The 24,674-nt window shown below is 63.6% G+C and carries 19 protein-coding genes; 10 read left to right on the plus strand and 9 right to left on the minus strand.

Annotation, left to right across the window (positions count from 1 at the left end):
• Positions 1-105 precede the first annotated feature (105 nt).
• The 3 genes from gap to ACP92_RS07100 all read left to right on the plus strand — a co-directional run bounded on the left by gap (position 106) and on the right by ACP92_RS07100 (position 2,796).
• Positions 106-1,119 (plus strand): type I glyceraldehyde-3-phosphate dehydrogenase, encoded by a 1,014-nt coding sequence (gene gap, locus ACP92_RS07090; RefSeq protein WP_013233436.1) that lies wholly within the window; start codon positions 106-108, stop codon positions 1,117-1,119.
• A gap of 237 nt (positions 1,120-1,356) precedes the next feature.
• Positions 1,357-1,887, plus strand: coding sequence for a hypothetical protein (locus tag ACP92_RS07095; protein WP_013233437.1), 531 nt, complete (start codon positions 1,357-1,359; stop codon positions 1,885-1,887).
• A 180-nt stretch (positions 1,888-2,067) separates the two neighbouring features.
• Positions 2,068-2,796 carry a class I SAM-dependent methyltransferase gene (locus tag ACP92_RS07100; RefSeq protein WP_013233438.1) on the plus strand — a complete coding sequence of 243 codons (729 nt, stop codon included), beginning with the start codon at positions 2,068-2,070 and terminating at the stop codon, positions 2,794-2,796.
• Between the two features lie 105 nt (positions 2,797-2,901).
• Here the strand turns inward: ACP92_RS07100 and glnE are convergent, their stop codons facing one another.
• Positions 2,902-5,631, minus strand: coding sequence for a bifunctional [glutamate--ammonia ligase]-adenylyl-L-tyrosine phosphorylase/[glutamate--ammonia-ligase] adenylyltransferase (gene glnE / locus ACP92_RS07105; protein ID WP_171941775.1), 2,730 nt, complete (start codon positions 5,629-5,631; stop codon positions 2,902-2,904).
• A 301-nt stretch (positions 5,632-5,932) separates the two neighbouring features.
• Here glnE and ACP92_RS07110 point away from each other — a divergent pair, with 301 nt between their 5' ends.
• The 3 genes from ACP92_RS07110 (at position 5,933) to tldD (ending at position 12,632) form a co-directional block, all read left to right on the plus strand.
• Positions 5,933-10,252 (plus strand): YhdP family protein, encoded by a 4,320-nt coding sequence (locus ACP92_RS07110; protein ID WP_013233440.1) that lies wholly within the window; start codon positions 5,933-5,935, stop codon positions 10,250-10,252.
• 87 nt (positions 10,253-10,339) lie between these two features.
• Positions 10,340-11,146, plus strand: a complete 807-nt coding sequence (locus ACP92_RS07115; RefSeq protein ID WP_013233441.1) for a carbon-nitrogen hydrolase family protein — start codon at positions 10,340-10,342, stop codon at positions 11,144-11,146.
• A 25-nt stretch (positions 11,147-11,171) separates the two neighbouring features.
• Positions 11,172-12,632, plus strand: a complete 1,461-nt coding sequence (gene tldD, locus ACP92_RS07120; RefSeq protein ID WP_013233442.1) for a metalloprotease TldD — start codon at positions 11,172-11,174, stop codon at positions 12,630-12,632.
• Between the two features lie 30 nt (positions 12,633-12,662).
• Here the strand turns inward: tldD and ACP92_RS24520 are convergent, their stop codons facing one another.
• Positions 12,663-12,893: a hypothetical protein gene (locus ACP92_RS24520; protein ID WP_156181748.1), complete on the minus strand. Its 231-nt coding sequence runs from the start codon at positions 12,891-12,893 to the stop codon at positions 12,663-12,665.
• Positions 12,894-13,178: 285 nt separating this feature from the next.
• On the opposite strand from ACP92_RS24520, the gene aroG reads away from it, so the two are divergent.
• The gene (aroG, locus tag ACP92_RS07125) at positions 13,179-14,252 is read left to right on the plus strand and encodes a 3-deoxy-7-phosphoheptulonate synthase AroG (protein ID WP_013233443.1); all 1,074 of its coding nucleotides are present in this window, start codon (positions 13,179-13,181) and stop codon (positions 14,250-14,252) included.
• A gap of 78 nt (positions 14,253-14,330) precedes the next feature.
• Here aroG and ACP92_RS07130 read toward each other — a convergent pair whose 3' ends face one another.
• Positions 14,331-14,816 (minus strand): YajQ family cyclic di-GMP-binding protein, encoded by a 486-nt coding sequence (locus ACP92_RS07130; protein WP_013233444.1) that lies wholly within the window; start codon positions 14,814-14,816, stop codon positions 14,331-14,333.
• Positions 14,817-14,951: 135 nt separating this feature from the next.
• Here ACP92_RS07130 and murB point away from each other — a divergent pair, with 135 nt between their 5' ends.
• Positions 14,952-15,983, plus strand: a complete 1,032-nt coding sequence (gene murB / locus ACP92_RS07135; RefSeq protein ID WP_013233445.1) for a UDP-N-acetylmuramate dehydrogenase — start codon at positions 14,952-14,954, stop codon at positions 15,981-15,983.
• A 78-nt stretch (positions 15,984-16,061) separates the two neighbouring features.
• On the opposite strand, the gene ppnP is transcribed toward murB, so the two are convergent.
• The 3 genes from ppnP to argF form a co-directional block, all read right to left on the minus strand.
• Positions 16,062-16,376 carry a pyrimidine/purine nucleoside phosphorylase gene (gene ppnP / locus ACP92_RS07140; protein ID WP_041310401.1) on the minus strand — a complete coding sequence of 105 codons (315 nt, stop codon included), beginning with the start codon at positions 16,374-16,376 and terminating at the stop codon, positions 16,062-16,064.
• 37 nt (positions 16,377-16,413) lie between these two features.
• Positions 16,414-17,748, minus strand: a complete 1,335-nt coding sequence (argG, locus tag ACP92_RS07145; RefSeq protein ID WP_013233447.1) for an argininosuccinate synthase — start codon at positions 17,746-17,748, stop codon at positions 16,414-16,416.
• A 72-nt stretch (positions 17,749-17,820) separates the two neighbouring features.
• On the minus strand, positions 17,821-18,735 hold the full coding sequence (argF, locus tag ACP92_RS07150) for an ornithine carbamoyltransferase (protein WP_013233448.1): 915 nt from the start codon (positions 18,733-18,735) through the stop codon (positions 17,821-17,823).
• A 349-nt stretch (positions 18,736-19,084) separates the two neighbouring features.
• Here argF and ACP92_RS07155 point away from each other — a divergent pair, with 349 nt between their 5' ends.
• Positions 19,085-21,238: a TonB-dependent receptor gene (locus ACP92_RS07155; RefSeq protein WP_013233449.1), complete on the plus strand. Its 2,154-nt coding sequence runs from the start codon at positions 19,085-19,087 to the stop codon at positions 21,236-21,238.
• A gap of 16 nt (positions 21,239-21,254) precedes the next feature.
• Here ACP92_RS07155 and rsgA read toward each other — a convergent pair whose 3' ends face one another.
• The 3 genes from rsgA to ACP92_RS07170 all read right to left on the minus strand — a co-directional run bounded on the left by rsgA (position 21,255) and on the right by ACP92_RS07170 (position 23,897).
• Positions 21,255-22,190 (minus strand): ribosome small subunit-dependent GTPase A, encoded by a 936-nt coding sequence (rsgA, locus tag ACP92_RS07160; protein ID WP_013233450.1) that lies wholly within the window; start codon positions 22,188-22,190, stop codon positions 21,255-21,257.
• Complete coding sequence (locus ACP92_RS07165; protein WP_013233451.1) at positions 22,190-22,546, minus strand: 4a-hydroxytetrahydrobiopterin dehydratase; 357 nt, start codon at positions 22,544-22,546, stop codon at positions 22,190-22,192. The genes rsgA and ACP92_RS07165 overlap by 1 nt, the downstream gene beginning before the upstream one ends.
• 70 nt (positions 22,547-22,616) lie before the next feature.
• The gene (locus ACP92_RS07170) at positions 22,617-23,897 is read right to left on the minus strand and encodes a M48 family metallopeptidase (RefSeq protein ID WP_013233452.1); all 1,281 of its coding nucleotides are present in this window, start codon (positions 23,895-23,897) and stop codon (positions 22,617-22,619) included.
• A gap of 140 nt (positions 23,898-24,037) precedes the next feature.
• Here ACP92_RS07170 and orn point away from each other — a divergent pair, with 140 nt between their 5' ends.
• Positions 24,038-24,607 (plus strand): oligoribonuclease, encoded by a 570-nt coding sequence (orn, locus tag ACP92_RS07175; RefSeq protein ID WP_013233453.1) that lies wholly within the window; start codon positions 24,038-24,040, stop codon positions 24,605-24,607.
• Positions 24,608-24,674 lie beyond the last annotated feature (67 nt).

Raw genomic sequence — 24,674 nt, forward strand, 5'->3', positions numbered from 1 at the left:
AAGGATTGATGTCCGCCTGGCGGCGCCCACCGGGTGCAAGCTGACGGACAGGTCGCTTTCCCGACTACCGGTTTGCATTGATTTTTACTACTCAAGGAGAAGAGCATGGCAATTCGTGTTGCAATCAACGGTTATGGCCGTATCGGCCGCAATATCCTGCGCGCCCACTACGAAGGCGGCAAGAAGCACGACATCGAGATCGTTGCCATCAACGACCTGGGCGACCCGAAGACCAATGCCCACCTGACCCAGTACGACACCGCCCACGGCAAGTTCCCCGGCACCGTGACCGTGGATGGCGACTCCATCGTCGTCAACGGCGACCGCATCAAGGTGCTGGCCCAGCGCAACCCCGCCGAGCTGCCCTGGGGCGAGCTGGGCGTGGACGTGGTGCTGGAATGCACCGGCTTCTTCACCACCAAGGAAAAGGCCAGCGCCCACCTCAAGGGCGGCGCCAAGAAGGTGATCATCTCGGCGCCGGGTGGCAAGGATGTGGACGCCACCGTCGTCTTCGGTGTGAACCACGGCGTGCTGAAGGCGTCCGACACCGTCATCTCCAACGCTTCCTGCACCACCAACTGCTTGGCTCCGCTGGTGCAGCCGCTGCATGAAAAGATCGGTCTGGAAAACGGCCTGATGACCACCGTCCACGCCTACACCAACGACCAGGTGTTGACCGACGTCTATCACGAAGACCTGCGTCGCGCCCGTTCGGCCACCCAGTCCATGATCCCGACCAAGACCGGTGCTGCTGCCGCGGTCGGCCTGGTGCTGCCGGAACTGAACGGCAAGCTGGACGGCTACGCCATCCGCGTGCCGACGATCAACGTGTCCATCGTCGACCTGTCCTTCGTGGCCTCGCGCGACACTACCGTGGATGAAGTCAACGCCATCCTGAAGGCAGCGTCCGAAAACGGTCCGCTCAAGGGCATCCTGACCTACAACACCGACCCGCTGGTCTCGGTGGACTTCAACCACAACCCGGCATCGTCCAACTTCGACGCCACCCTGACCAAGGTCTCCGGCCGCCTGGTGAAGGTGTCGTCCTGGTACGACAACGAGTGGGGCTTCTCCAACCGCATGCTGGACACCACCGTCGCCCTGGCCAACGCCAAGTAAGACGCGTGTTCTGGCGCACCGGCCGGGGTTCCCTGGCCGGGAGCGTCAATTTCAGGGCTGTTTCGGCTTCTTTTCCTCGTATGCAAGCCTGCTTGCCGCGGTGAAAATAGACGGATCAGCCTGCAAAAGGATCAGAAGGCTGTTGCGAGCGTCGCTTGCAATGGCCTTTTGTCCATTTGCCGCCATGGGCCGCATGGCCCGTCAACAACAAGAGCAACCGACCCAACGAGGGAACGCATGTCAGCAAGCTCATCCCAGGCCCGTCGCCTGTTGGCCAACCTGGCCCTGATTTCCGCCGTCAGCTTTTCGCTGTCTGCGTGCGACTACATCAGCAGCTTTTCCAAGCCCAAGCAGACCCCCGAAGAGGCCAAGGCCGAGGGCATCGCGCTTGGCGCGGGCTGCCGCCAGGCCGGCCAGAGCCTGGAAGACTGCTACCAGCGCAATCCCGACGCCCTGAAGGCGGGCATCTTCGCCGGCTGGAAGGACATGCACGAATACATGGCCGCCAAGGGCATCCAGACGGTCACGCCGCCCACACCCCCGGCCGACGCGGCCAAGGACGACGCCAAGGGCAAGGACGGCAAGGACAGCAAGGATGCCAAGGACAGCAAGGACAGCAAGGACAGTGATCGCAGCAACCGCGCCCGCGAACGCGATTCCAGCCGCGACAGCGCCCGTTCGCGCGACCGTGAGAGCTCGTCCTCACGCGACAGCAGCAGCAGCGACCGCCGCGCCAGCCGCGATGAGAAGACGCCGCCCAAATATTGAGCTGGGATAACAGCGCAGGACGGTTGCAGTCCTGTTTGCCAGCCGGTAACATCTGATGCCCCGCTTGCGATGCTTCGCTTGCGGGGCATTTTTCCATCAGCCGGCAGGGGGAAACCGCCGGTCAGCCGGACGCTAGCCGATTCTGCCGCGGCGTCCAGCCAGTACAACAAGCATAACGACATGACATCACATTCTTCGCCCATGCCTCCGGCCGTGCCGGAGCACGTCCCCGAGACCGCCTTCGGTCTCTGGTTCCTGCGCACGCCGACCTGGACCCTGCACGTGCTGGAGCGCGCCATGCAGGATCTGGAGCGTCTCATTCCCGCGCGCCGCAGCAGCTATCCTGTGGTCGCCGATGTGGGCTGCGGCTGGGGCCGTTCGCTCAAGAAGCTGCACCAGCGCTTTGCCCCGCAGCGCCTGATCGGTATGGACATCGATCCGGCCATGATCGCCGCCGCCCGCAGCGAGACCGAGGCCGAGGGCCTGCGCGCCGAATTCATCCAGTGTTCCAGCTCGCGCATGCGGCTGGAGGACAATAGCGTGGACCTGCTGTTCTGCCACCAGACCTTCCATCACCTGATCGACCAGGAAGAGGCGATCCGCGAGTTCTACCGCGTCCTCAAGCCGGGCGGCATCCTGCTGTTTGCCGAGTCGACCAAGCGCTACATCCATTCGTGGATCATCCGGTTGCTGTTCCGCCATCCGATGGAGGTGCAGAAGACCGCCGGTGAATACCTGGCCCTGGTCCGCAGCGCCGGTTTCGAGGTGGCGCCGCAGTCGATCTCCTATCCCTACCTGTGGTGGAGCCGGGAAGACCTGGGCATCCTGGAGCGCGTCTTCGGCATCAAGCCCCGCGCCGAGCGCGAAGAAACGCTCATCAATCTGGTGGCGGTCAAGCCGCAGCAGTAAGGCGACCTCGCTGTTGGCTCAGCGCTGGACATGAAAAACGGGATACACCGGCAGGTGCATCCCGTTTTTCGTTCACCGGCACCCTGGGGCCGGCCCGGCCCAGGATCAGCCAAAGACTTGCTGCCACAGCCGGATCACGCATGCCCGCTCATGCTCCACCCGGATCGCATCGATATGGGCGCGTTCTGAACCCTGCAGGCGGATCTGGTGCTGCAGCTTGCGGAAGAGGCGATAGGCATTGGCGGCCTCGTCGGCCAGCAGCGCATCGATCAGCCCCAGCTGTCCGGCCAGCTTGAGCAGGGCGATATTGCCGATGTCGCCGGTGAGCTGCGGATGGTCGCTGGCATGGCGCAGGACCAAGTATTGCACCATGAATTCGATGTCGATCATGCCGCCCTCATCGTGTTTGAGGTCGAACATGGTGCTGCGGTTGGGATGAGCCTCGCGCATGCGCCGTCGCATCGACAGGACTTCTTCTTCCAGCCTGGCCGGATCGCGCGGCTGGCGCAGCACCCGTTCGCGCAGCGCTTCAAAGCGCTCGCCGATGGCCGTATCTCCCGCGCAGAAGCGCGCCCGCGTGAGCGCCTGGTGTTCCCAGATCCAGGCCGCATTGAGCTGGTATTTCTCGAAGGAAGACAAGGGCGAGACCAACAGGCCGCTGGCGCCGTCCGGACGCAGGGCGATGTCGATGTCGAACAGCGTGCCGGCCGGGGTGTGGCTGGTCATCCAAGTGATGAAGCGCTGCGCCAGCTTGGCGTAGAGGCCGGGGGCGTCCTGGTCTTCGTCGTCGTAGAGGAAGACCACGTCCAGGTCGGAGGCATAGCCCAGTTCCTTGCCGCCCAGCTTGCCATAGGCGATCACCGCGAACTGCGGCACCTCGCGATGGCGCTGGGCAACGGTCTGCCAGACCGCCTCGATGGTGACTTGCACCAGTACATCGGCCAGGGCAGAGAGTTCGTCGGCCAGTTTTTCCACCGACAGGTCGCCCTCCAGGTCTTGCGCCAGCAGACGGAACTGCTCGGCATGGTGCAACTCGCGCAGGATGTCGAGCTGGCGTTCGGTATCGCCCTCGGCGGTGGCGAGTTGACGGCGGCAGTTCTCGGCGAAGGCGGCCCAGTCGGAGGCGGCCTTGAGGTTGCGGTCATCCAGCAATTCATCCAGCAGCAGCGGGTGGCGCGTGAGGTAGGTCGCGGCCCAGCCACTGGCGCCGATCATGCGCACCAGGCGTTGCAGGGCATAGGGATACTCGGTCAGCAGCGCCAGGTAGGCGGCGCGGCGGGCAATCGCTTCAAGCAGGTCGAGCAGTCGTCCCAGGGCGGGCAGCTGGTCGTAGTGCAGTGCCGCCAGCAGCGGCAGGCTGGTGTTGATGACGGTGTTGAGGCGGTTGCGGCTGGCCTCGGGCAGGCTTTGCATGCGCGGGGATTGCCAGGTCAGGTGCAGTCGCCGCGCACCGTCGGCGATGTCGGCCTCGGGGAAACCGACCAGGCGCAGGGCGTCGGCGAGTCCTTCGAGATTGTCGTTATCGCTCACACTCACGCTGGGGCCGTCGTTGTCGGCCTCGGACTGCTTGTCGGCGAAGATGGCGTCGAACTGGGCGGCGACGATGGCGCGCTGGCGCTCCAGTTCGTGCAGCAGCGCGGCCGGTTCCTCATAGCCCATCATCCGGGCCACCAGCAGCAGGTCGTCGGGATTGACGGGCAGGGTGTGGGTCTGGGCGTCTTCCAGGTATTGCAGGCGGTGTTCGAGATTGCGCAGGAAGGTGTAGGCGTGCAGCAATTGCTCCACCACCTCGGGTGCGAGCAGGTCCTTGGCGGCCAGGGTGCGCAGGGTGGTGCGGGTGGAGCGGTCGCGCAGCTCGGCATCGCGCCCGCCCCGGATCAGCTGGAATACCTGGCTGGTGAACTCGATCTCGCGAATGCCGCCACGGCCCAGCTTGACGTTGTTGCTGCGGTCCGGGTGCAGGGCTTCCTGGCGCTTGACCTCGGCGCGGATCTGCCCGTGCATGGAGCGCAGCGCGTCGATGGAGCCGTAGTCGAGATAGCGGCGGAAGATGAAGGGGCGGCTGATCGCTTCCAGCGTGGCGATGTCTTCCGGCGTGCCGGTGAGGGCGCGCGCCTTGGTCCAGGCATAGCGTTCCCATTCTCGGCCCTGGCGCACCAGGTATTCCTCCACCATGTTGAAACTGGCCACCAGCGGGCCGGAGTTGCCGTTGGGGCGCAGCGCCATGTCGACCCGGAAGGTGAAACCGTCCTCAGTGATCTCGGCCAGCGCACCGATGAGCTTCTTGCCCAGCCGCACGAAGAATTCATGGTTGGACAGCGATTTCTGGCCGGCCTCGGCGCGGGTATCGCCGTCTTCGGGATAGACGAAGATGAGGTCGATGTCGGAGGAGACATTGAGTTCGCCCCCACCCAGCTTGCCCATGCCCAGCACGATCATTTCCTGCGGCCGTCCTGATTCCTCGCCGATGGGCAGGCCGTAGAGCGCAGTCTGTTCCTGCATCAGCGCCGCCAGGTGGGTCTGCACGGCAAAGTCGGCAAAGCCGGTCATGGTAGTTACGACTTCGTCGAGGTCGCCACGGCCATCGAGGTCGCGCGTGATCAGGGTGCAGATGACCAGGTTGCGCAGCCGGCGCATGGCCGCCGGCAGGCTCAGGCCGCTGGCCAGGTCGTGCTCCAGGCGCTGCTGCAGGAAGGCGCGGTCAAGCGCACCGGCGGCCGCCGCGGCAGCCACCAGGGCGGGGCGGGCCGGGTCGGCCTGGGTCCAGCGGGTGTAGTAGCGCGAGGACGAGGCCTCGACGAGGGAGCGGTGATGGGCAGGCGAGAAGACCGGCATAAGCGTCTGGAAAGCTCCGCAGCAAAGTGTAAAAGAAGGAAAACCGGCGGCCATGTCGCTTCAGTCATGTTGCGCCGCGTCGATAATCGGACAGGGTGGGACAGGGCTGACATGGGCCTGACGGATGGGCCAGAGAGGGGATTCTATCCTTCATTTTTCAATTTATCGGCCATTTTGCACCCAGGAAGGGCATTGCGCAGATGGCATGGCCATGTTTTCCATGCGATCATGTCACCGCTTCACCTGCCTGAACTGCCGTATTGCCAGAAATCTTTGAATCCCGAGCTGCCATTGCATCCTGATGTCCGAAGAACACGATAACGCTGCACACAAGCCTGGCCGCTGGGCTCTGTGCTGGCGCGTCGCGCGGGGCAGCTACTTCCGCCTGAACCGGGCCAGCCATCATCTGCTGGGCTTCACCGTCAAGCTGCTGCTGGCGGGCTACTTCATCTTCTGCGCACTGTTTCTGGTGCTGCGCTACGCCGTGCTGCCCGAGATCGGCCATTACAAGCCGCAGATCGAACGCCTGGTGTCGGCCCAGATCGGCCGCGCCGTCAGTATCGACGTCATCAACGCTTCCTGGCGCGGCCTGCGCCCGCAGCTCTCGCTGACCAACATCACCGTGCATGACCAGCAGGGCGAGCCCGCGCTGACCTTGCCGCAGGTCTCGACCACGCTGTCCTGGAGCAGCGTGGTGGTGGCCAGCCTGCGGCTGGAAAACCTGAGCATCGAAGGTGCGGACCTGGCGATCCGGCGCGACGCTGGCGGCAAGCTCTTCGTGGCGGGCATCCCGGTGCCTACCGGGGGCGATGGCAGTTCGCTGGACTGGCTGCTGTCGCAGCGCGAAATCGTGATCCGCCATAGCAAGCTGCGCTGGGACGATGAATTGCGTCAGGCGCCGGAACTGGTGCTGGAAGACGTCAACCTGGTGCTGCACAACCGCTGGCTGCGCCATCGTCTCTCGCTGCGCGCCATCCCGCCGACGTCCTATGCCGCGCCGCTGGACGTGCGCGCCGACTTCAGCCATCCGGCGTTTGCCCGCAGTTCCGACATCCTGCGCTGGAAGGGAACGCTCTATGCCGACCTGCAGCGCACCGACCTGTCGGTCTGGCGCGCCTATTTCGACTATCCCATCGCCATCCAGAGCGGCACCGGCTCGGTGCGGGCCTGGCTGGCGCTGGACCATGCCAAGGTGGCCAATTTCACCGCCGATCTGGCCCTGAACAATTTCAATGCGCAGCTCTCGCGCCAGCTGGAGCCGCTGTCGCTGAAGCGCGTCAATGGCCGCATCTCGGCCAGCGAAAGCCTGGGAGCCACTCCCGAGGACGGCATTCCCACCTTCGGCGCCAATGGCCATCAGGTGACCCTGACCGATTTTTCGATCGAGACGCCGGACGGTTTCGTGCTGCCGCCGACGTCGATTGCCGAAAGCTATGAGCCCGGCACGCCCCTGAAGGCCGAGCGCACCAGCGTCAAGGCCACCTACCTGAACCTGCAGACCTTGTCGCAACTGGCCACGCGGCTGCCGCTGGCGCCCTCCCAGCGCAAGCTGCTGGATGACCTGGCGCCGCGCGGCGAGCTGCGCGACTTCACCGTGCAATGGCAGGGAACCTATCCCGAACTGGCTTCCTACCGCGTCCAGGGCCGCTTTTCCGGGCTCGGACTCAAGGGCTTGCCGGCGCATGTGGAGCCGCGTCGTAATGCCGCCCAGCAGGTGCGGGCGCAGTGGGCGGGTTTCCCCGGCTTCAGCAATATCGACGGCGAGATCGACGCCACCGAGAAGGGCGGGTCGGTCAAGCTGGATTCGCAGGAGCTCGCTATCGAGATGCCGGCCGAACAGTTCGTCGAGTCCAGCATGCCTTTCGACAGCCTCAAGATGCAGGCGCGCTGGCAGTACCTGAAGGACCAGACCCTGCAGGTGGACCTGGAGCAGCTGCAGTTTGCCCAGCCCGGTGTGGCCGGCAGCCTCTCGGGGCGGCATGTGCAGCCCCTGCAGGGCAAGTCGGCGGGCAGTGTGGACCTGCACGGCGAACTGAGCCGCTTCGATGTGAAGGCGATCCGGCGCTACCTGCCGCGCCACCTGAGCGAACCCTTGCGGCACTGGCTCACCGACGGACTGGTCGACGGCAGCCTGCGCGATGTGCAATTCACCCTCAAGGGCGCGTTGGCCGATTTCCCCTTCCATACGGCCAAGCCGGGCGACAAGCCCAAGGGCCAGTTCCAGCTCAGCGGCGATTTCGAGGGGCTCAAGCTGAATTACACGCCCGGTCATCTGGGCCGCGATGGCAAGGAGCCGGAATGGCCTTTGCTGGAAGAGGGTCGGGGTCACCTGAGCATCGATCGCACTCGGCTGGAGATCAAGGCCGACAGCGCCCGCACCCTGGGGGCGAAGCTGGGGCCGGTGACGGCGCGGGTGGCCGATGTCGATTCGCATGAGGCCGAGCTGGAGATCGAGGGCGTGGCCAGCGCGCCGATGGCGGTGTTCCTGCGGTATGTGAACCAGAGCCCGGTGGCGCGCTGGACCGGCAATCTCATGGAGCACAGCAGCGCCACCGGCGAGGCCAGGCTGGACCTGAAGTTCCAGATGCCGCTGCATCACGCCATCGATACCCGTGCGCAGGGCGCCTTCCATTTCGCCAACAATGATGTGGACCTGCTGCCGGACCTGCCGGTGCTCTATCGCACCAATGGCAAGGTCGAGTTCAATGAACACGGTTTCACTCTCAATGGCGTGCGCGGCCAGTTCCTCGGCGATGCGCTGACCATCAGTGGCGGCACCCAGAAAGACGGTAGCAGCCAGATGCGGCTGGAGGGCGCAATCAACGTCGACATGCTGCGCAAGCAATATCCCGAGCCATCGCTGCAGCGCCTGCTGGCGCGCCTGTCCGGCACGACCCGTTACAACGCCACCGTGCTGGTGCGCCAGCATCAGCCCGAGGTGGTGGTCGAATCCAGCCTGGCCGGGCTGGGCGTCGATCTGCCGGTACCTTTGCGCAAGAGTGCGCAGGAGAGCCTGCCACTGCGCTTCGAACTGCTGCCGCTGGCCTCGGCCGATCCCCTGATCGAACGCGAGGAGCTGAAGCTGGCGCTGGGAAGCAGCATCGCTTCACGCTATGTGCGCGAGCGGGTGGCTGCTACGGGGGCCGCATGGCGCGTGACCAGCGGCGGCATCGGCTGGAACCAGCCCGCGCCGTCGCCGTCTGCCGGCCTGAAGCTGGCGCTGGCTGCCGACAGTCTGGAGGTGGATCCGTGGCTGAGCCTGAAGAACGAGCTGGTCGGCCCGGCGGTTGCAGAGGATGCGTCGGCCGCTTCCACTCGCCTTGGCAGCGGCGACATTGCACAGTATCTGGCGCCGGATCAGGTCTCGGCGCGGGTGGGGGAACTCAGCCTGAAGGGCAAGAAGCTCAACAAGCTGATCCTGGAGGCTGCCCATCGGCGCAACAGTTGGCAGATCAGTCTGGAGTCGCAACAGGTCGCCGGCACCGTCACCTGGGACGAGTCAGGCGCAGCCCGCGGCCCGGGCAAGGTGACGGCGCGCCTGTCCTCGCTGGTCATTCCAAAGTCCACGCCGACCGCCGAGAATGGCGCCGCGACGGTGGCCTCGGAAGACGACAAGGTGCAGATGCCCGCGTTGGACATCCGCGCCGAACAGTTCGAGCTGGGCGGCAAGAAGCTGGGCCGGCTGGAACTCGACGCCAGCAACATGGTGACCTCGGTGGGCCGGGAATGGCGCATCAGCCGCTTGCTGCTGGCCAATCCAGACGCCCAGTTCCGCGCCGCCGGCAACTGGATGAGCTTTGGCAGCAACCATACTTCCAACTTCACCTATGCGCTGGACATCGAGGACGCCGGCAAGCTGCTGGAGCGCTTCGGCTATCCCGGTACGGTGCGCGGCGGCAAGGGCAAGCTCGATGGCGATCTCAGCTGGAAGGCGCCGCCCTACGCCATGGACATGGCCAGCCTGGCCGGGCAGGTCCACATGGATGTGCATGCCGGGCAATTCCTCAAGGTCGATCCGGGGGCCGCCAAGCTGTTGGGCGTGCTCAACCTGCAAGCCTTGCCGCGGCGGCTGACGCTGGACTTCCGCGATGTCTTCTCGGAAGGCTTCGCCTTCGATACCGTTGCCGGCACGGCCAGCATCAACAAGGGCATCGCCAGCACCGACAACCTGAAGATGACGGGCGTGACCGCCTCGGTGCTCATGAGCGGTTCGGCCGATATCGCCCGCGAGACCCAGGACCTGCATGTGGTGGTGATTCCCGAGATCAACCTGGGCACGGCCTCGGTGGTGGCCATGGCGGTCAATCCGGTGGTGGGCGTGAGTACCTTGCTGGCGCAGCTGTTCCTGCGTAACCCGGTGATGAAATCCCTCAGCTTCGAGTACAAGGTCAGCGGTTCCTGGAGCGATCCTATCGTGGTCAAGCAAGGCCAGGTCACGCCAGTAGATGGGCAGCGTGCGCGCGAGCTGCTGGAGCAGGGGCGCGGGCAGGGTCTGCCTGCAATGCCTGCGCCGGCGGCTCCGGCTACGCCAGCCGCTCCGGCCGCTGCGCCGACGGCCCCGGCAGGGCGCCGCCCCGCCAACCCGCAGAACATCGGCCCGGTCATCAATAGCGGCGCGTGAGCGTATTGCTGGCGTGGGCGGCGGGTTGGCCTCGAATGCGCGATACTGTAGGCATTGTTCATCTCCCAATGCAATGAGAGGCAAGACATGACGCAGGCAATCAAGGTGGCGGCCATCCAGATGGTCTCCACTCCGGAGGTGGCGGAGAACTTCGCCAGTGCGACCCGTCTGGTGGCCGCTGCCGCCCAGCAGGGGGCGCAACTGGTGCTGCTGCCCGAATACTGGCCCATCATGGGCCGTCACGAACGTGACAAGCTGGCCCACGCTGAAGCCGATGGCGCCGGCCCGATCCAGGAATGCATGGCCAGCCTGGCGCGCCAGCACGGCCTGTGGCTGGTGGGTGGCACGCTGCCGCTGAAGGCCGACAATCCGGACAAGGTGCTCAATACCTCGCTGGTCTACGGGCCACAGGGCCAGCGCGTGGCGCGTTATGACAAGATCCATCTGTTCAACTTCGTACGCGGTGAAGAAAACTACGATGAGGCCCGTACCATCGAATATGGCCACGAAGTGCAGAGCTTCGAAGCGCCTTTCGGGCGGGTCGGCCTGTCGGTCTGCTATGACCTGCGCTTTCCCGAGCTGTACCGCGCCATGGGCGAGTGTGCGCTCATCGTCATGCCCGCCGCCTTCACCTACACCACTGGCCGCGCCCACTGGGAATTGCTGTTGCGCGCCCGCGCCATCGAGAACCAGTGCTACGTGCTGGCGTCGGCCCAGGGCGGCGAGCACGTCAATGGCCGCCGGACCTGGGGCCACAGCATGCTGGTCGATCCCTGGGGCGAGATCGTTTCGGTCCTGCCGGAAGGGGAAGGGCTTGTGATCGGCGACATTGATCCCCATCGTCTACAATACGTTCGAGAAAGTTTGCCGGCGCTACGCCATCGCAAGCTTTGACCTTTTTGCCTTCCGACAAGACGCTATGAAATTATTTGAACCCAACATGGGCGCCCTGCAAGTGGCGCGTGACGTGCTGCTGACTCCCTTCGGCCTGGACGAATCCAAGCTGCTCAAGGCCCTGGGCAGCATGTTCACGCACAAGGTCGACTATGCCGACCTTTACTTCCAGTTCACCAAGAGCGAGGGCTGGAGCCTGGAAGAAGGCATCGTCAAGACCGGCAGTTTTTCCATCGACCAGGGCGTGGGGGTACGCGCCGTGTCGGGTGACAAGACCGCCTTTTCCTATTCCGACGAGATTTCCGAATCGGCCCTGATGGACGCCGCAGCGGCGACCCGCACCATTGCCCGCCAGGGCAGCGGCAAGATCAAGGTGGCCGGTGCGATGATTCCTGGCGGCGGCCGTGCGTTGTATCTGCCGCATGACCCGCTGACCTCGCTGGACGCCACCGCCAAGGTGCAGTTGCTGGAGCGCGTGGAGCGCATCGCCCGCGCCAAGGACCCGCGCGTCAAGCAGGTCATGGCCAGCCTGTCCGGCGAATACGATGTGGTGCTGGTGGCGCGTGCCGATGGCGTATTGGCCGCGGACATCCGTCCGCTGGTGCGCGTGTCGGTGACGGTGATTGCCGAGCAGAATGGCCGTCGCGAGATGGGCAGCAGCGGCGGCGGTGGTCGTTACGACTATGGCTATTTCTCCGACGTGCTGCTGGAACAATATGCTTCCGAAGCTGTGGCGACGGCGCTGGTGAACCTGGAATCGCGCCCGGCCCCGGCCGGGCCGATGACCGTCGTGCTCGGCCCCGGCTGGCCCGGCATCCTGCTGCACGAAGCCATCGGCCATGGCCTGGAAGGCGACTTCAACCGCAAGGGCTCGTCCACCTTCTCCGGTCGCATCGGCGAGCGCGTCGCGGCCAAGGGCGTGACCGTGGTCGATGACGGCACCATCGCCGACCGTCGCGGCTCGCTCAACATCGACGACGAGGGCAACCCGACCCAGTGCACCACACTCATTGAAGACGGTATCCTCAAGGGCTACATCCAGGACACCATGAACGCCCGCCTGATGAAGATGGACGTCACCGGCAACGCCCGCCGCGAATCCTTTGCGCACCTGCCCATGCCGCGCATGACCAACACCTATATGCTGGGTGGCGACAGGGATCCGGCCGAGATCCTGGCGTCGGTCAAGAACGGCTTGTATGCGGTCAACTTCGGTGGCGGCCAGGTGGACATCACCAACGGCAAGTTCGTCTTCTCGGCCAGCGAGGCCTACATGATCGAGGATGGCAAGATCACCTATCCGGTCAAGGGCGCTACGCTGATCGGCAATGGCCCGGACGTGTTGAACCGCGTTTCCATGATCGGCAACGACATGCGCCTGGATTCGGGGGTGGGCGTGTGCGGCAAGGAAGGGCAGAGCGTGCCGGTGGGTGTGGGTCAGCCGACCTTGCGTCTGGACGGCGTGACCGTGGGCGGGACCGCCTGATCCTGCGGCGCTGCTGCGCTGCCAGCATGATCACAACCGCCGGCGGGATGCCGGCGGTTTTTTTTCGTCCGTGGCGCCGTTTTCGAGGGAGGAGAGGGGCGTGGTCAGATCAAGAAAGCTGTTTTTTTGCAGGATAGCCACACTCACAGGTCCCCGGTCGGGCGCGCATGGCTTGCATTTGGCTTGAATTATTATTGTGTTTTTACGGATAATTTTTGTATTGGTGATATAAAAAGTTATTTTTAAGGGTTGTGTATGCATAAAAATTGCATATGCACTGCACCATCCCATTTTTTTCGGTTTGCTTGCCAAAGGTCTGGATTTGTAGCACTATGAATGCCTGCTTCACTTAAACGATTGACGCCAGACATGTCCTTCACCCGCGCTTACTTTTATTTTTACTTTAGCTATTCCAGCCCCACGGCGGTGAAAAGCGGTAAGCGTTCGTAAAAAGACAAAACCGATTTCCTAAAAAACCGCCAGTGATGGCGGTTTTTTTTTGGTCAAATTTCCAGCTGAATAATTGCAGCACTCCAGGAGAAAAAAATGCCGCGCACTGACGATCTTCGCATCCGAGAAATGAAAGAACTGGTCCCCCCCTCGCATCTCATCCGCGAATTCGCCTGCACCGAAAAGGTCGAGCGCACCACGGCTGAAGCTCGCACCGCGCTGCATCGCATCCTGCATGGCCAGGACGACCGCCTGATGGTCGTCATCGGCCCTTGCTCCATCCACGACACCAAGGCGGCCATGGAATATGCTCGCCGCCTGGTGGTCGAGCGCGAGCGCCACAAGAATGAGCTGGAAATCGTCATGCGCGTCTACTTCGAAAAGCCGCGCACCACGGTGGGCTGGAAGGGGCTGATCAACGACCCGTACATGGACAACAGCTTCCGCATCAATGACGGTCTGCGCGCGGCCCGTGAGTTGCTGCTCAACATCAACGAGCTGGGCCTGCCGGCAGGCACCGAGTTCCTGGACGTGATCAGCCCGCAATACATCGCCGACCTGATCAGCTGGGGCGCCATCGGCGCCCGCACCACCGAGTCGCAGGTGCACCGCGAGCTGGCCTCCGGCCTGTCCTGCCCGGTGGGCTTCAAGAATGGCACCGACGGCAACGTCAAGATCGCCGTGGACGCCATCAAGGCCGCCTCGCAGCCGCACCACTTCCTGTCGGTGACCAAGGGCGGCCACTCGGCCATCGTCTCCACCGCCGGCAATGAGGATTGCCACATCATCCTGCGCGGCGGCAAGCAGCCCAACTACGATGCCCCCAGCGTGGAAGCAGCCTGCCAGGACATCGCCAAGAGCGGCCTGGCGGCGCGCCTGATGATCGACGCCTCGCACGCCAACAGCTCCAAGAAGCCGGAAAACCAGATCCCGGTCTGCGCCGACATCGGTCGCCAGATCGCCGGTGGCGACACCCGCATCGTCGGCGTCATGGTGGAATCGCACCTGGTCGCCGGCCGCCAGGATCTGGTGCCGGGCAAGGAACTGACCTATGGCCAGTCCATCACCGATGGCTGCATCAACTGGGAAGAAAGCCTGCAAGTGCTGCAAGGCCTGGCCGATTCGGTCAAGCAGCGCCGCCTGGTGGGGGATGAGCGCGACGCCGCCTGATGCTCAGCAGGCAGTAGCGCACGACCATGAAAAACGCCGGCAGTTGCCGGCGTTTTTTGTGGATGGCGTAGCAGGGAATCAGTCGCGGAAGTTGTTGAATTCCAGCGGAATATCCTTGATCTCCTTGCGCAGCAGCGCGATGGCCGCCTGCAGGTCATCGCGCTTGGCGCCGGTGATGCGCACGGCGTCGCCCTGGATGCTGGCTTGCACCTTCATCTTGCTGTCCTTGATGACGCGCACGATCTTCTTGGCATCATCGCTCTCGATGCCGTTCTTCACCTTGATGACCTGCTTGACCTTGTCGCCGCCGATCTTCTCGATCTTGCCTTCGTCCAGGAAGCGCACATCGACGTTGCGCTTGGTCATCTTGTTGGTCAGCACGTCGCGGACCTGGCTCAACTGGAAGTCGGAGTCGGCATAGGCGGTCAGTTCGCGCTCCTTTTGCTCGACGCGGGCGTCGGTGCCCTTGAAGTCGAAGCGGGTGGAGATTTCCTTGTTGGCCTGGTCCACGGCGTTCTTGACTTCCACCAGGTTGGCTTCGCAGACGGTATCGAATGAGGGCATGGCTTGTTCCTTATGTTCTTGCAGCCGGCGAAGGCCGGCGTCTGACCCGTGATTTTAGCGGAGAGGGGACGTGGCCGCCATCGCCGATCCGCTGACAGCGGATTTACCGCAGCAGGGCGATATAATCCCAGCCCTATGACCACGTCTTCGCTTCCCCTCCAGTACGCCGTTTCCCTGGCCGGCCTCAATACCTTCGGCCTCCAGGCGCAGGCCTATGCCTATCTTCCCGTCCAGGGCGCCGACACCCTGCACGCCCTGCGCCAGGACGCCGCCCTGATGGCCTTGCCGCGCCTGGTGCTGGGCGGCGGCAGCAACCTGTTGCTGACACAGGATTTCCCAGGGCTGGTCCTGCACATGCAGGGCCGGGGCATGACCATCACCGGTGAGGATGAGGATTTCATCTACGTCTGCGCGGCTGCCGGCGAGAACTGGCATGGTTTCGTGCAATGGACGTTGGCGCAAGGCCTGGGGGGACTGGAAAATCTGTCGCTGATCCCTGGCAGCGTCGGCGCCGCGCCTATCCAGAACATCGGCGCCTACGGCATCGAGGTCAAGGACCGCTTCCATAGCCTGCGCGCCTTCGATCTCGCTACCGGCGAGATCCTCACGCTGGACCGCGACGCCTGCCGCTTCGGCTATCGCGACAGCGTCTTCAAGCATGCGCTGCGCGACCGCGCCGTGGTGCTGGAGGTCAGCTTTGCCCTGCCCAAGCGCTGGCAAGCCAATGCCAACTACGCCGACGTGGCGCAGGCGCTGCAGGAGCGCGGTGTGACCGAACCCGGCCCGGGCGACATCGCCGAAGCCGTCATCGCCATCCGCACCCGCAAGCTGCCCGATCCCGCGCAGATCGGCAATGCCGGCAGCTTCTTCAAGAACCCCATCGTGCCGGCCCGTCTGCGCGATACCTTGCTGGCGCAATACGCCGACCTGGTCAGCTATCGCGTCGATGAGGGACACTACAAGCTGGCCGCCGGCTGGCTGATCGACCGCAGCGGCTGGAAGGGCAAGACCGTGGGCCGTGCCGGCGTCTATGAGAAACAGGCACTAGTGCTGGTCAATCGCGGTGGCGCCACCGGCGCCGAGGTGGCCAGGCTGGCCAAGGCCATCCAGGAGGATGTGAAGGAAAAATTCGGGGTGCAGCTGGAGCCCGAGCCGGTCTTCATCTGAACGTGACCCAAGGGCAAAACATGAAAAAGCCGTCCAGTATCGCTACTGGACGGCTTTTTCGTTCAGGCAAGACCGCGATCAGCCGAAGTGGCAGACGTAGTCCAGGGTCTCGGTGACTTCGATGTCGAAGCTGGAGTTGCCCGGCACGCTGAAGGTGGTGCCTGCGGCGTAGGTGTTCCAGGCTTCTTCACCCTTCAGGCGCACGCGGCAGCTGCCGCCGTTGATTTCCATGATTTCCGGCGCGCCGGTGTTGAAGGTCAGGCTGGCGGGCAGGATCACGCCCAGGGTCTTCTTGGTGCCATCGGCAAACAGCACGGTGTGCGAGACACACTTGCCGTCGAAGTAGACATTGCCCTTTTTCAGGACGGTGACGTTGTCGAATTGAGTGCTCATCGAATGGTTTTCCATTAATACGTTGTATGAATCGGAATTACTTCTCGTCCTTGCCCAGCAGCGGCAGCGACACCGCAGTGCTGGACTCCAGCAGGCCGGTGTTCTGATAGATCGCCAGCTTCTGGCGGGTGTCGGCGATGTCCAGGTTGCGCATGGTCAGCTGGCCGATACGGTCGATGGCGGAGAAGCTGCCTTCGCCCTTTTCCATGGTCAGGCGTTCCGGGTGGTAGGTCAGGTTGGGCGACTCGGTGTTGAGGATCGAGTAGTCATTGCCGCGACGCAGTTCCACCGTGACTTCGCCGGTGATGGCGCGCGCCACCCAGCGCTGGGCGGTCTCGCGCAGCATGATGGCCTGCGAATCGAACCAGCGGCCTTGGTACAGCAGGCGGCCCAGCTTGCGGCCATTGTCGCGATACTGTTCGATGGTGTCTTCGTTGTGGATGCCAGTGACCAGGCGCTCGTAGGCGATGAACAGCAGGGCCAGGCCCGGAGCTTCGTAGATGCCGCGGCTCTTGGCTTCGATGATGCGGTTCTCGATCTGGTCGCTCATGCCCAGGCCATGGCGGCCACCGATGCGGTTGGCTTCCAGGATCAGCTCGGTCATGCTGGCGAAGGTCTTGCCGTTCAGGGCCACCGGACGGCCTTCTTCGAAGCGCACGGTGACGGTCTCGGCCTTGACTTCCACGTCATCGCGCCAGAACGCCACGCCCATGATGGGCTGCACGATCTTGATGCCGCTGTTGAGGAATTCCAGGTCCTTGGCTTCGTGGGTCGCGCCCAGCATGTTGGAGTCGGTCGAGTAGGCCTTTTCCACCGACATCTTGTAGTCGAAGCCGGACTTGATCATGAACTCGGACATTTCCTTGCGGCCGCCCAGTTCGTCGATGAAGGTGCTGTCCAGCCAGGGCTTGTAGATCTTCAGGTTGGGGTTCACCAGCAGGCCATAGCGGTAGAAGCGCTCGATGTCGTTGCCCTTGTAGGTGCTGCCGTCGCCCCAGATGTCGACGTTGTCTTCACGCATGGCCGACACCAGCATGGTGCCGGTCACGGCGCGGCCCAGCGGGGTGGTGTTGAAGTAGGTGATGCCGGCGGTGGAGATGTGGAAGGCGCCGCTTTGCAGCGCGGCGATGCCTTCATTGGCCAGCTGTTCGCGGCAGTCGATCAGGCGCGCCTGCTGGGCGCCGTATTGCATGGCCTTCTTGGGGATGGCGTCGTAGTCCGGCTCATCCGGCTGGCCCAGGTTGGCGGTGTAGGCGTAGGGGATGGCGCCCTTCTGGCGCATCCAGGTCAGCGCGGCGCTGGTATCGAGGCCGCCGGAGAAGGCGATGCCGACTTTTTGATTGACCGGGACGGATTGCAGGATGTTGGACATGATCTTGACGTTGCGATGAAGTGAAGTGTTGAGCGTGATTCTTGCGCTAGGAGAGCAGGGCAGCAGGGCGGCTTAGTCGAAGCGGCCGTGCACCAGATATTCGAGCAGGGCCTTCTGCACGTGCAGGCGGTTTTCCGCCTCTTCCCAAACCACCGATTGCGGGCCGTCGATCACTTCGGCGGCCACTTCCTCGCCACGGTGGGCGGGCAGGCAGTGCATGAATAGCGCATCCTTCTTGGCGCGCGCCATCTTGGCCTGGTCCACGATCCAGCCATCGAAGGCTTTCAGGCGGGCATTGTTCTCGGCCTCGAAGCCCATGCTGGTCCACACGTCGGTGGTGACCAGGTCGGCATCCTGGCAGGCGTCGGCCGGATCGGCGAAGAAGGTGTAGTTCTTGTTGCCCGGCGAGACCTGCGCCGGGTCGATATCGTAGCCCTTGGGGGTAGAGACGTTGACGTGGAAGCCAAACACCTCGGCCGCCTGCAGCCAGGAATAGAGCATGTTGTTGGCGTCACCGACCCAGGCCACGATCTTGCCCTGGATGCTGCCGTGGTGTTCGATGTAGGTGAACACATCGGCCAGCACCTGGCAGGGATGCTGCTCGTTGGTCAAGCCGTTGATGACCGGCACGCGCGAATGCTTGGCAAAGCGCTCGATGATCTCCTGGCCGTAGGTACGGATCATGATCACGTCGCACATGCGCGACATCACCTGGGCCGCATCTTCCACCGGTTCGCCACGGCCGAGCTGGCTGTCGCGGGTGTTGAGGTAGATCGCCGCACCGCCCATCTGGTGCATGCCGGCCTCGAAGGAGAGGCGGGTGCGGGTCGAGTTCTTTTCGAACACCATCACCAGGGTACGATCGGCCAGCGTGTGATGGGGCTCGTAATTCTTGAACTTACGTTTGATCACACGGGAACGTTCGATCACGTACTCGTATTCATCAAGCGTAAAGTCGGAAAACTGAAGGTAGTGTTTGATTGCCATAAATAAAAACGGCGGCCAGTGTGGCGCCTGCCGCCGATAGTCGATAACTCCTTAGATTATAAGGGATTCGGCCCAAAAAGATACCCGGCATACTTGCTCGCGGGAAACTCTCGCCCGGACGCTGAGCGTGCCGGCGATTGCGCAGCTCAGGCAGCCCGAGAAATGCGGGAAATGCGGCGCCTCGAATGCATCGGCGAAGAAAATAGAAGACTTTCGCAGAGACCATGAATGGTTTGCGAGAAACAGGGCGCAGTTTCACGATGTCGGCAAAAGCTAGAATGTAAACGATAATCATTTGTATTGAATTGCCTAGAATTGGCGGCCTTTCAACTTTCCTTGAATGGCCGCCATGTTCCTGATGCAATCTCCGATTCCCTGTGCCTGCGTCCGCCGGCTTCCCGCTACCTTGTGTCTAGCCTTCCTGGCCCTGCCAGCCTACGCTGCCGAGCGCGACGGTGGTAACGAGGGCGAGCCCTCCGGGGAGTCATCCCTGCCAGTGGTGGAGGTGCGTGACCAGCGCCGATCCCCTGACCCGCGTGCGAGGCGGGTAGGTACGGCCACAAGGAGCGCCGCCGATCCCATGGAGGTGCCGCAGAGCATCCAGAGCGTGAGCGTGGAGCAGGTCAGCGTCTATGGCGCACGTACGCTGGCCGGGGCCTTGCTGGGTGTGCCTGGCATTTCCAGTATCTCCGATACCCGTTTCGATGCCTTCCGCATTCGCGGCTTTTCCAGCGCCAACGATCTCTTGCTCGATGGCATGCGGGATGATCCGCAATACGTGCGCGGACTGGGCAACATCGAGCGGGTGGAAGTGCTGCGCGGACCGGCTTCCGTGCTCTACGGGCGCGGCAGTGGCGGGGGCGTGATCAATCGCATCAGCAAACAGCCCGGTCAGGACGTCGCCAGCCAGGCCACGCTCAGCCTGGGCAGCGCCGGGCTGCTGGGCGCTGCGCTGGACTGGAACCGGCCGCTGGCGCCGCACTGGGCCTTGCGCATCAATACCGGGCGCGAACATGCGGGCAGCTTCCGCGATACCGTCAACGGCACGCGCCAGTACTTTGCGCCGGCCCTGAAGTGGGAGTCTGGACGCGACAGCTGGCTGCTGCAGGCTGAATACGACGAATATGAAAGGGTGCCGGATCGCGGCATTCCCGGTCGCGCCATTGCCACGGCCAACGGCGAGCCCACTGCCTACGCGCTGCCGTCCGCCGGGCATGAGCAATTCTTCGGCGCCGCCGGGCGCGACGTCATCCGCGATATCCACATGAGCCTGCGCTCCACGCTCACCCGGGCGCTCTCGCAGGACTGGACCCTGCGTCATGCGCTTGCCCTGATGGACCTCAACAGCAATTTCGACAACACCTTTGTCACCCAGGCCTACCAGAGCGCACCACTGGACCTGGACCGCGTACAGCGCACCCGCTACCAGCAGAACCTCCAGCAACGCAGCGTGCAGAACAATCTGGAATTGCTGGGGCAACTGGGCGCACATGATCTGCTGCTGGGAGTGGAACACAGCTGGCAAAAGCGCGAGCCGCGCCTGTGGTCGGTCGCTGCGCCGGCAGTCTCGGCGGTGACACCGGAAAACACCCGCAATGGCGACGACCCGACTACGCCTTTCCAGATGAATTACCACAAGGCCTCCAACCTGGGCCTCTACGTGCAGGACAAGATCACCCTGGCTGCGCACTGGAAGATGCTGGCCGGCCTGCGCTGGGATCGCTTTGAGGTCGATTCGCGCAACCGCCGCAACGGCGTGCGCAGCGAGCGCACCGCCCATGCCCTGAGCCCGCGCATCGGCGTGGTGTGGGAAGCCTTGCCGGGCCAGCATGCCTACCTGTCCTGGAGCAAGAACTTTGCGCCGGTCGGCGGCGACGTCATCGGCATCACGCCCGACGCCCGGGGTAATTTCAATGATCTCAAGCCGCAGTTCAGCCGCCAGGTTGAAGCCGGGATCAAGAGCGAATGGCTGGACCGTCGTCTCAGCACCACCCTGGCCTGGTTCCAGCTGGAGCTGTTCAACCGCAACGTGGCCGACCCCGTGCGCCCGGGCTTCTTTGAGCAAAGCGGGCTGGAACGCAATCGCGGCATCGAGTTGAGCGTGGAAGGGGAGCTCGCCGCGCCCTGGTTCGTGCGGGCCGGGTGGGCCATCCAGAGCGCGAAGATCGTGCAGGCCGAACCGAAGTTCGTCGGCAAGCGCGCATCGGGCGTATCGGGCCGGGGTGGCAGTCTGTTCCTCAGCTATGCTCCCACCCTGGGATGGTTCGCCGAGCTTGGTCTCACAGTCGAGGGAGCGCGCTATGCCGACCGTGACAACCTGCTCGAACTGCCGGCCTATACGCGCTGGGATGGCAAGATGGGCTATCGCCTCGATGAAGCTGAATTCACCCTGGCCGTCACCAACCTGGCCAATCGCCGCTACTACGAGAGCGCCACCGGGCTATCCCAGGTGCGGCCCGGTGCGCCGCGCGCACTGTTGCTCACGGCGGCCTACAAGTTCTGAAGGGATCGCTAAGGGATCAGTACAGCGTCTGCGAGGACTCATGGACCAGCTGCGCATAGAGCTGGTGCCGCAATCCCGCGATCTCGCCAGCCTGCACCGCTTCCAGGACCGCGCAGCCGGGCTCGTTGAGGTGATGGCAGTTGTAGAAGCGGCACTTGCCCAGGTAGGGTGTGAAGTCGCGGAAGGCGCGCTCCAGCATGCCTTCCGAGAGCTGGTACAGGCCGAACTCCTGGAAGCCCGGCGAATCGATGATGCTGGCCTCGCCCTCCATCTGGTAGAGCCGGGTGAAGGTAGTGGTGTGCTTGCCGGTATCGAGCGCCGCCGAGATCTCGCGGGTGGCGATGTCGGCGTCGGGGATGATCAGGTTGATGATGGACGACTTGCCCATGCCCGACTGCCCGATCAGGATGGTGCTCTTGCCTTCCAGCAGCGGCAGGAAGGCCGCGCGGGTGTCGTCCGGATGGGCCTTGGCCGAGACTTCATGCACCGGGTAACCCAGGCGGGCGTACACCTGCAGCCGTTCGCGGGTCTTGGGCAGGGCGTCGGTGATGTCGGTCTTGTTCAGGATCAGGTGCGCGGCGACCCCGGCCGATTCGGCCGCCACCAGGGCGCGCGAGACCAGGTCATCGGTAAAGCTGGGTTCGGTCGCCACCACGATGAAGAGCTGGTCCACGTTGGCGGCCAGCAGCTTGGACTTGTACTGGTCCGAGCGGTACAGCAGGGTCTTGCGTTCATCGATGGATTCGATCACGCCCTGGTCGGCCGAGGTGCGGGCCAGGCGGATGCGGTCGCCTACGGCGACGTCGCTCTTCTTGCCACGGGTGACGCAATGCAGTTTTTCTTCACCGGCCTGGACCAGGTAATGGCGGCCATGCGCGGCAATGACCAGGCCCGGTTCGAGGGCGTCGGGCGTGGCGCGCTGGCGTGCAGCGGCGTGCTTGCGGACTCCCATCAGGCGTGGGCGCGCTGGGCGAAGAGGGCGTCCACCTTGGCCGCACAGACGAAGTCATTGGCCGAGAGACCACCGCGCCCCGCGTTGACGCTATGGGTGTCGAACTTCACCGTGCAGCGGTTGTAGCTCACGATCAGCTCAGGATGATGGTCTTCGGCGTGGATCATCCAGGCGATCGCATTGACGAAGGCCAGGGTCTCGTAATAGTTGTTGAAGGCGAAGCTGCGCACCAGCTTGCCGGCCTCGATCTGCCAGTCGGGCAGGACGGCCAGGTGGGCGGTGATGGCGCTGTCATCCAGTGCGTCGACAGGTTGGATGCAGTGGGCTGCGGCGAGAGTGGATGCGGTGATGCTCATGGACTTCTCCTGAAGGCCGGCGCGCATGCGCTAGCGGCCTGACGATGTTCGATGTTGAGTGCTTGCGGTGTCACTGTTGGCTCGCCGCCGCCAGCGCGCCATGCAGACGCCGGATGCGCAGCGAGGCTGGCGGGTGTGAATCGTAGAAGGCCGAGTGCAGCGGGTCGGGCGTGAGGGTGGAGGCATTGTCCTCGTAGAGCTTGACCAGCGCCGAGACCAGGTCCTGGGCCTGGGTATGCTGTGCAGCGAAGGCGTCGGCCTCGAACTCGTGCTTGCGCGAAGACAGTGAGGACAAGGGCGAGAGCAGGAAGGTGAAGATTGGTAGCACCAGCATGAAGAGGATCAGCGCCATCGCATCATTGCTGCCCATGAGCAGCGGTTCCACGCCCAGGCCGGTATAGAACCAGGCCTGCTGCTTCAGGTAGCCCAGCAAGGCCAGGAAGGCCAGCGACATGGCGAACATCACCACCACACGCTTGACGATGTGCTTGAGCTTGAAGTGGCCCAGCTCGTGCGCCAGCACCGCCTCGATCTCATGCGGGGCCAGGCGCGCCAGCAGGGTGTCGAAGAAGACGATGCGCTTGCCCGAGCCGAAGCCCGAGAAGTAGGCATTGCCATGCGCGCTGCGCTTGGAGCCATCCATCACGAACAAGCCCTTGGAGGCAAAGCCGACGCGCTGCATCAGGCCCTCGATGCGGCTGCGCAGGCTGTCGTCTTCCAGCGCGGTGAACTTGTTGAACAGCGGTGCAATGAAGCTGGGATAGATCACCAGCATCAGCAACTGGAACACGCACAGCACGATCCAGGTATAGAACCACCAGAGCGCACCGGCCTTTTCCATCAGCGCCAGCACCACCCACAGCAGCGGCAGGCCGATCACTGCGCCCAGCAAGGTCTGCTTGATCATGTCGCTGAAGAACAGCGCGCGGCTCATCTTGTTGAAGCCGAAACCGGCTTCCAGCCTGAACTGGCGGTAATAGTCGAAGGGCAGGTCGACCGCTCCCGAAATGAGGCCGAAGCCGGCCACCAGCGCGATCTGGTACAGCATGCCGGGGCCGCCGGTCCAGCCCAGCAGCAGGCTGGAGAGGGCTTGCAGGCCGCCCAGCAGGGTAAAGCCGATCAGGACCGCCGCATTGACCAGCAGCGTCACCAGGCCGAACTTGGTGCGTGCAACCGTGTAGTCGGCCGCCTTCTGGTGGGCCGGCAGGGGGATTTTTTCAGCGAACTCGGCCGGCACGGCGGCGCGATGCGCCAGCACGTGGCGGATATGCCGCGAGGCCAGCCAGAAGCGTACTCCCAGGCTGATGGCCAGGAAGGTGACGAACAAAACCGAAAACGAAAGTGAAGACATGCGTACCCTGTGCGAAAATGGCGAAAGTGCGTGGCGGCAATCGCCAGCCACGCCGCCCGGCCAGTACCGGGCGAGCGCACCCAGCAATGGAACCAAGCAGTAGAGGGGAGCCATCCCCATTACGTCAATAAGGAAGAATTATGTCACAAGCCCCCGCCGCGCCTGTCCGCCCCAATGAAATGAACCTGATCTGGGTGGACATGGAAATGACCGGCCTGGATCCCGACAAGGACCGCATCATCGAAGTCGCCGTGGTGGTTACCGATGCCGAACTCAACGTGCTGGGCGAAGGCCCGGTGCTGGCCATCCATCAGTCCGACGAGCTGCTGGACGGCATGGACGCCTGGAACAAGGGCACCCACGGCCGTTCCGGCCTGATCGACCGCGTCAAGGCTTCGACCGTCACCGAAGCAGATGCTGAAAAGCAGATCATCGAATTCCTGAAGCAATACGTCCCGGCCGGCAAGTCGCCCATGTGCGGCAATTCCATTTGCCAGGATCGCCGCTTCATGGTGCGCGGCATGCCCAAGCTGGAAGAATTCTTCCACTACCGCAACCTGGACGTGTCCACCCTGAAGGAACTGTGCAAGCGCTGGAAGCCCGAAATCGCCACCGGTTTCAAGAAGCGCCAGATGCACACCGCCCTGGCCGACATCCTCGAATCGATCGAAGAACTGAAGTACTACCGCGAGCACTTCATCAAGGAATGAGCCCGCAGTCGCGTCCGGTGACGTGACGCAAACTGAAAAAGAAGGCGCGCCCGTTGAATGCCATGGC

Source organism: Herbaspirillum seropedicae, assembly GCF_001040945.1.
Taxonomy (GTDB): domain Bacteria; phylum Pseudomonadota; class Gammaproteobacteria; order Burkholderiales; family Burkholderiaceae_D; genus Herbaspirillum; species Herbaspirillum seropedicae.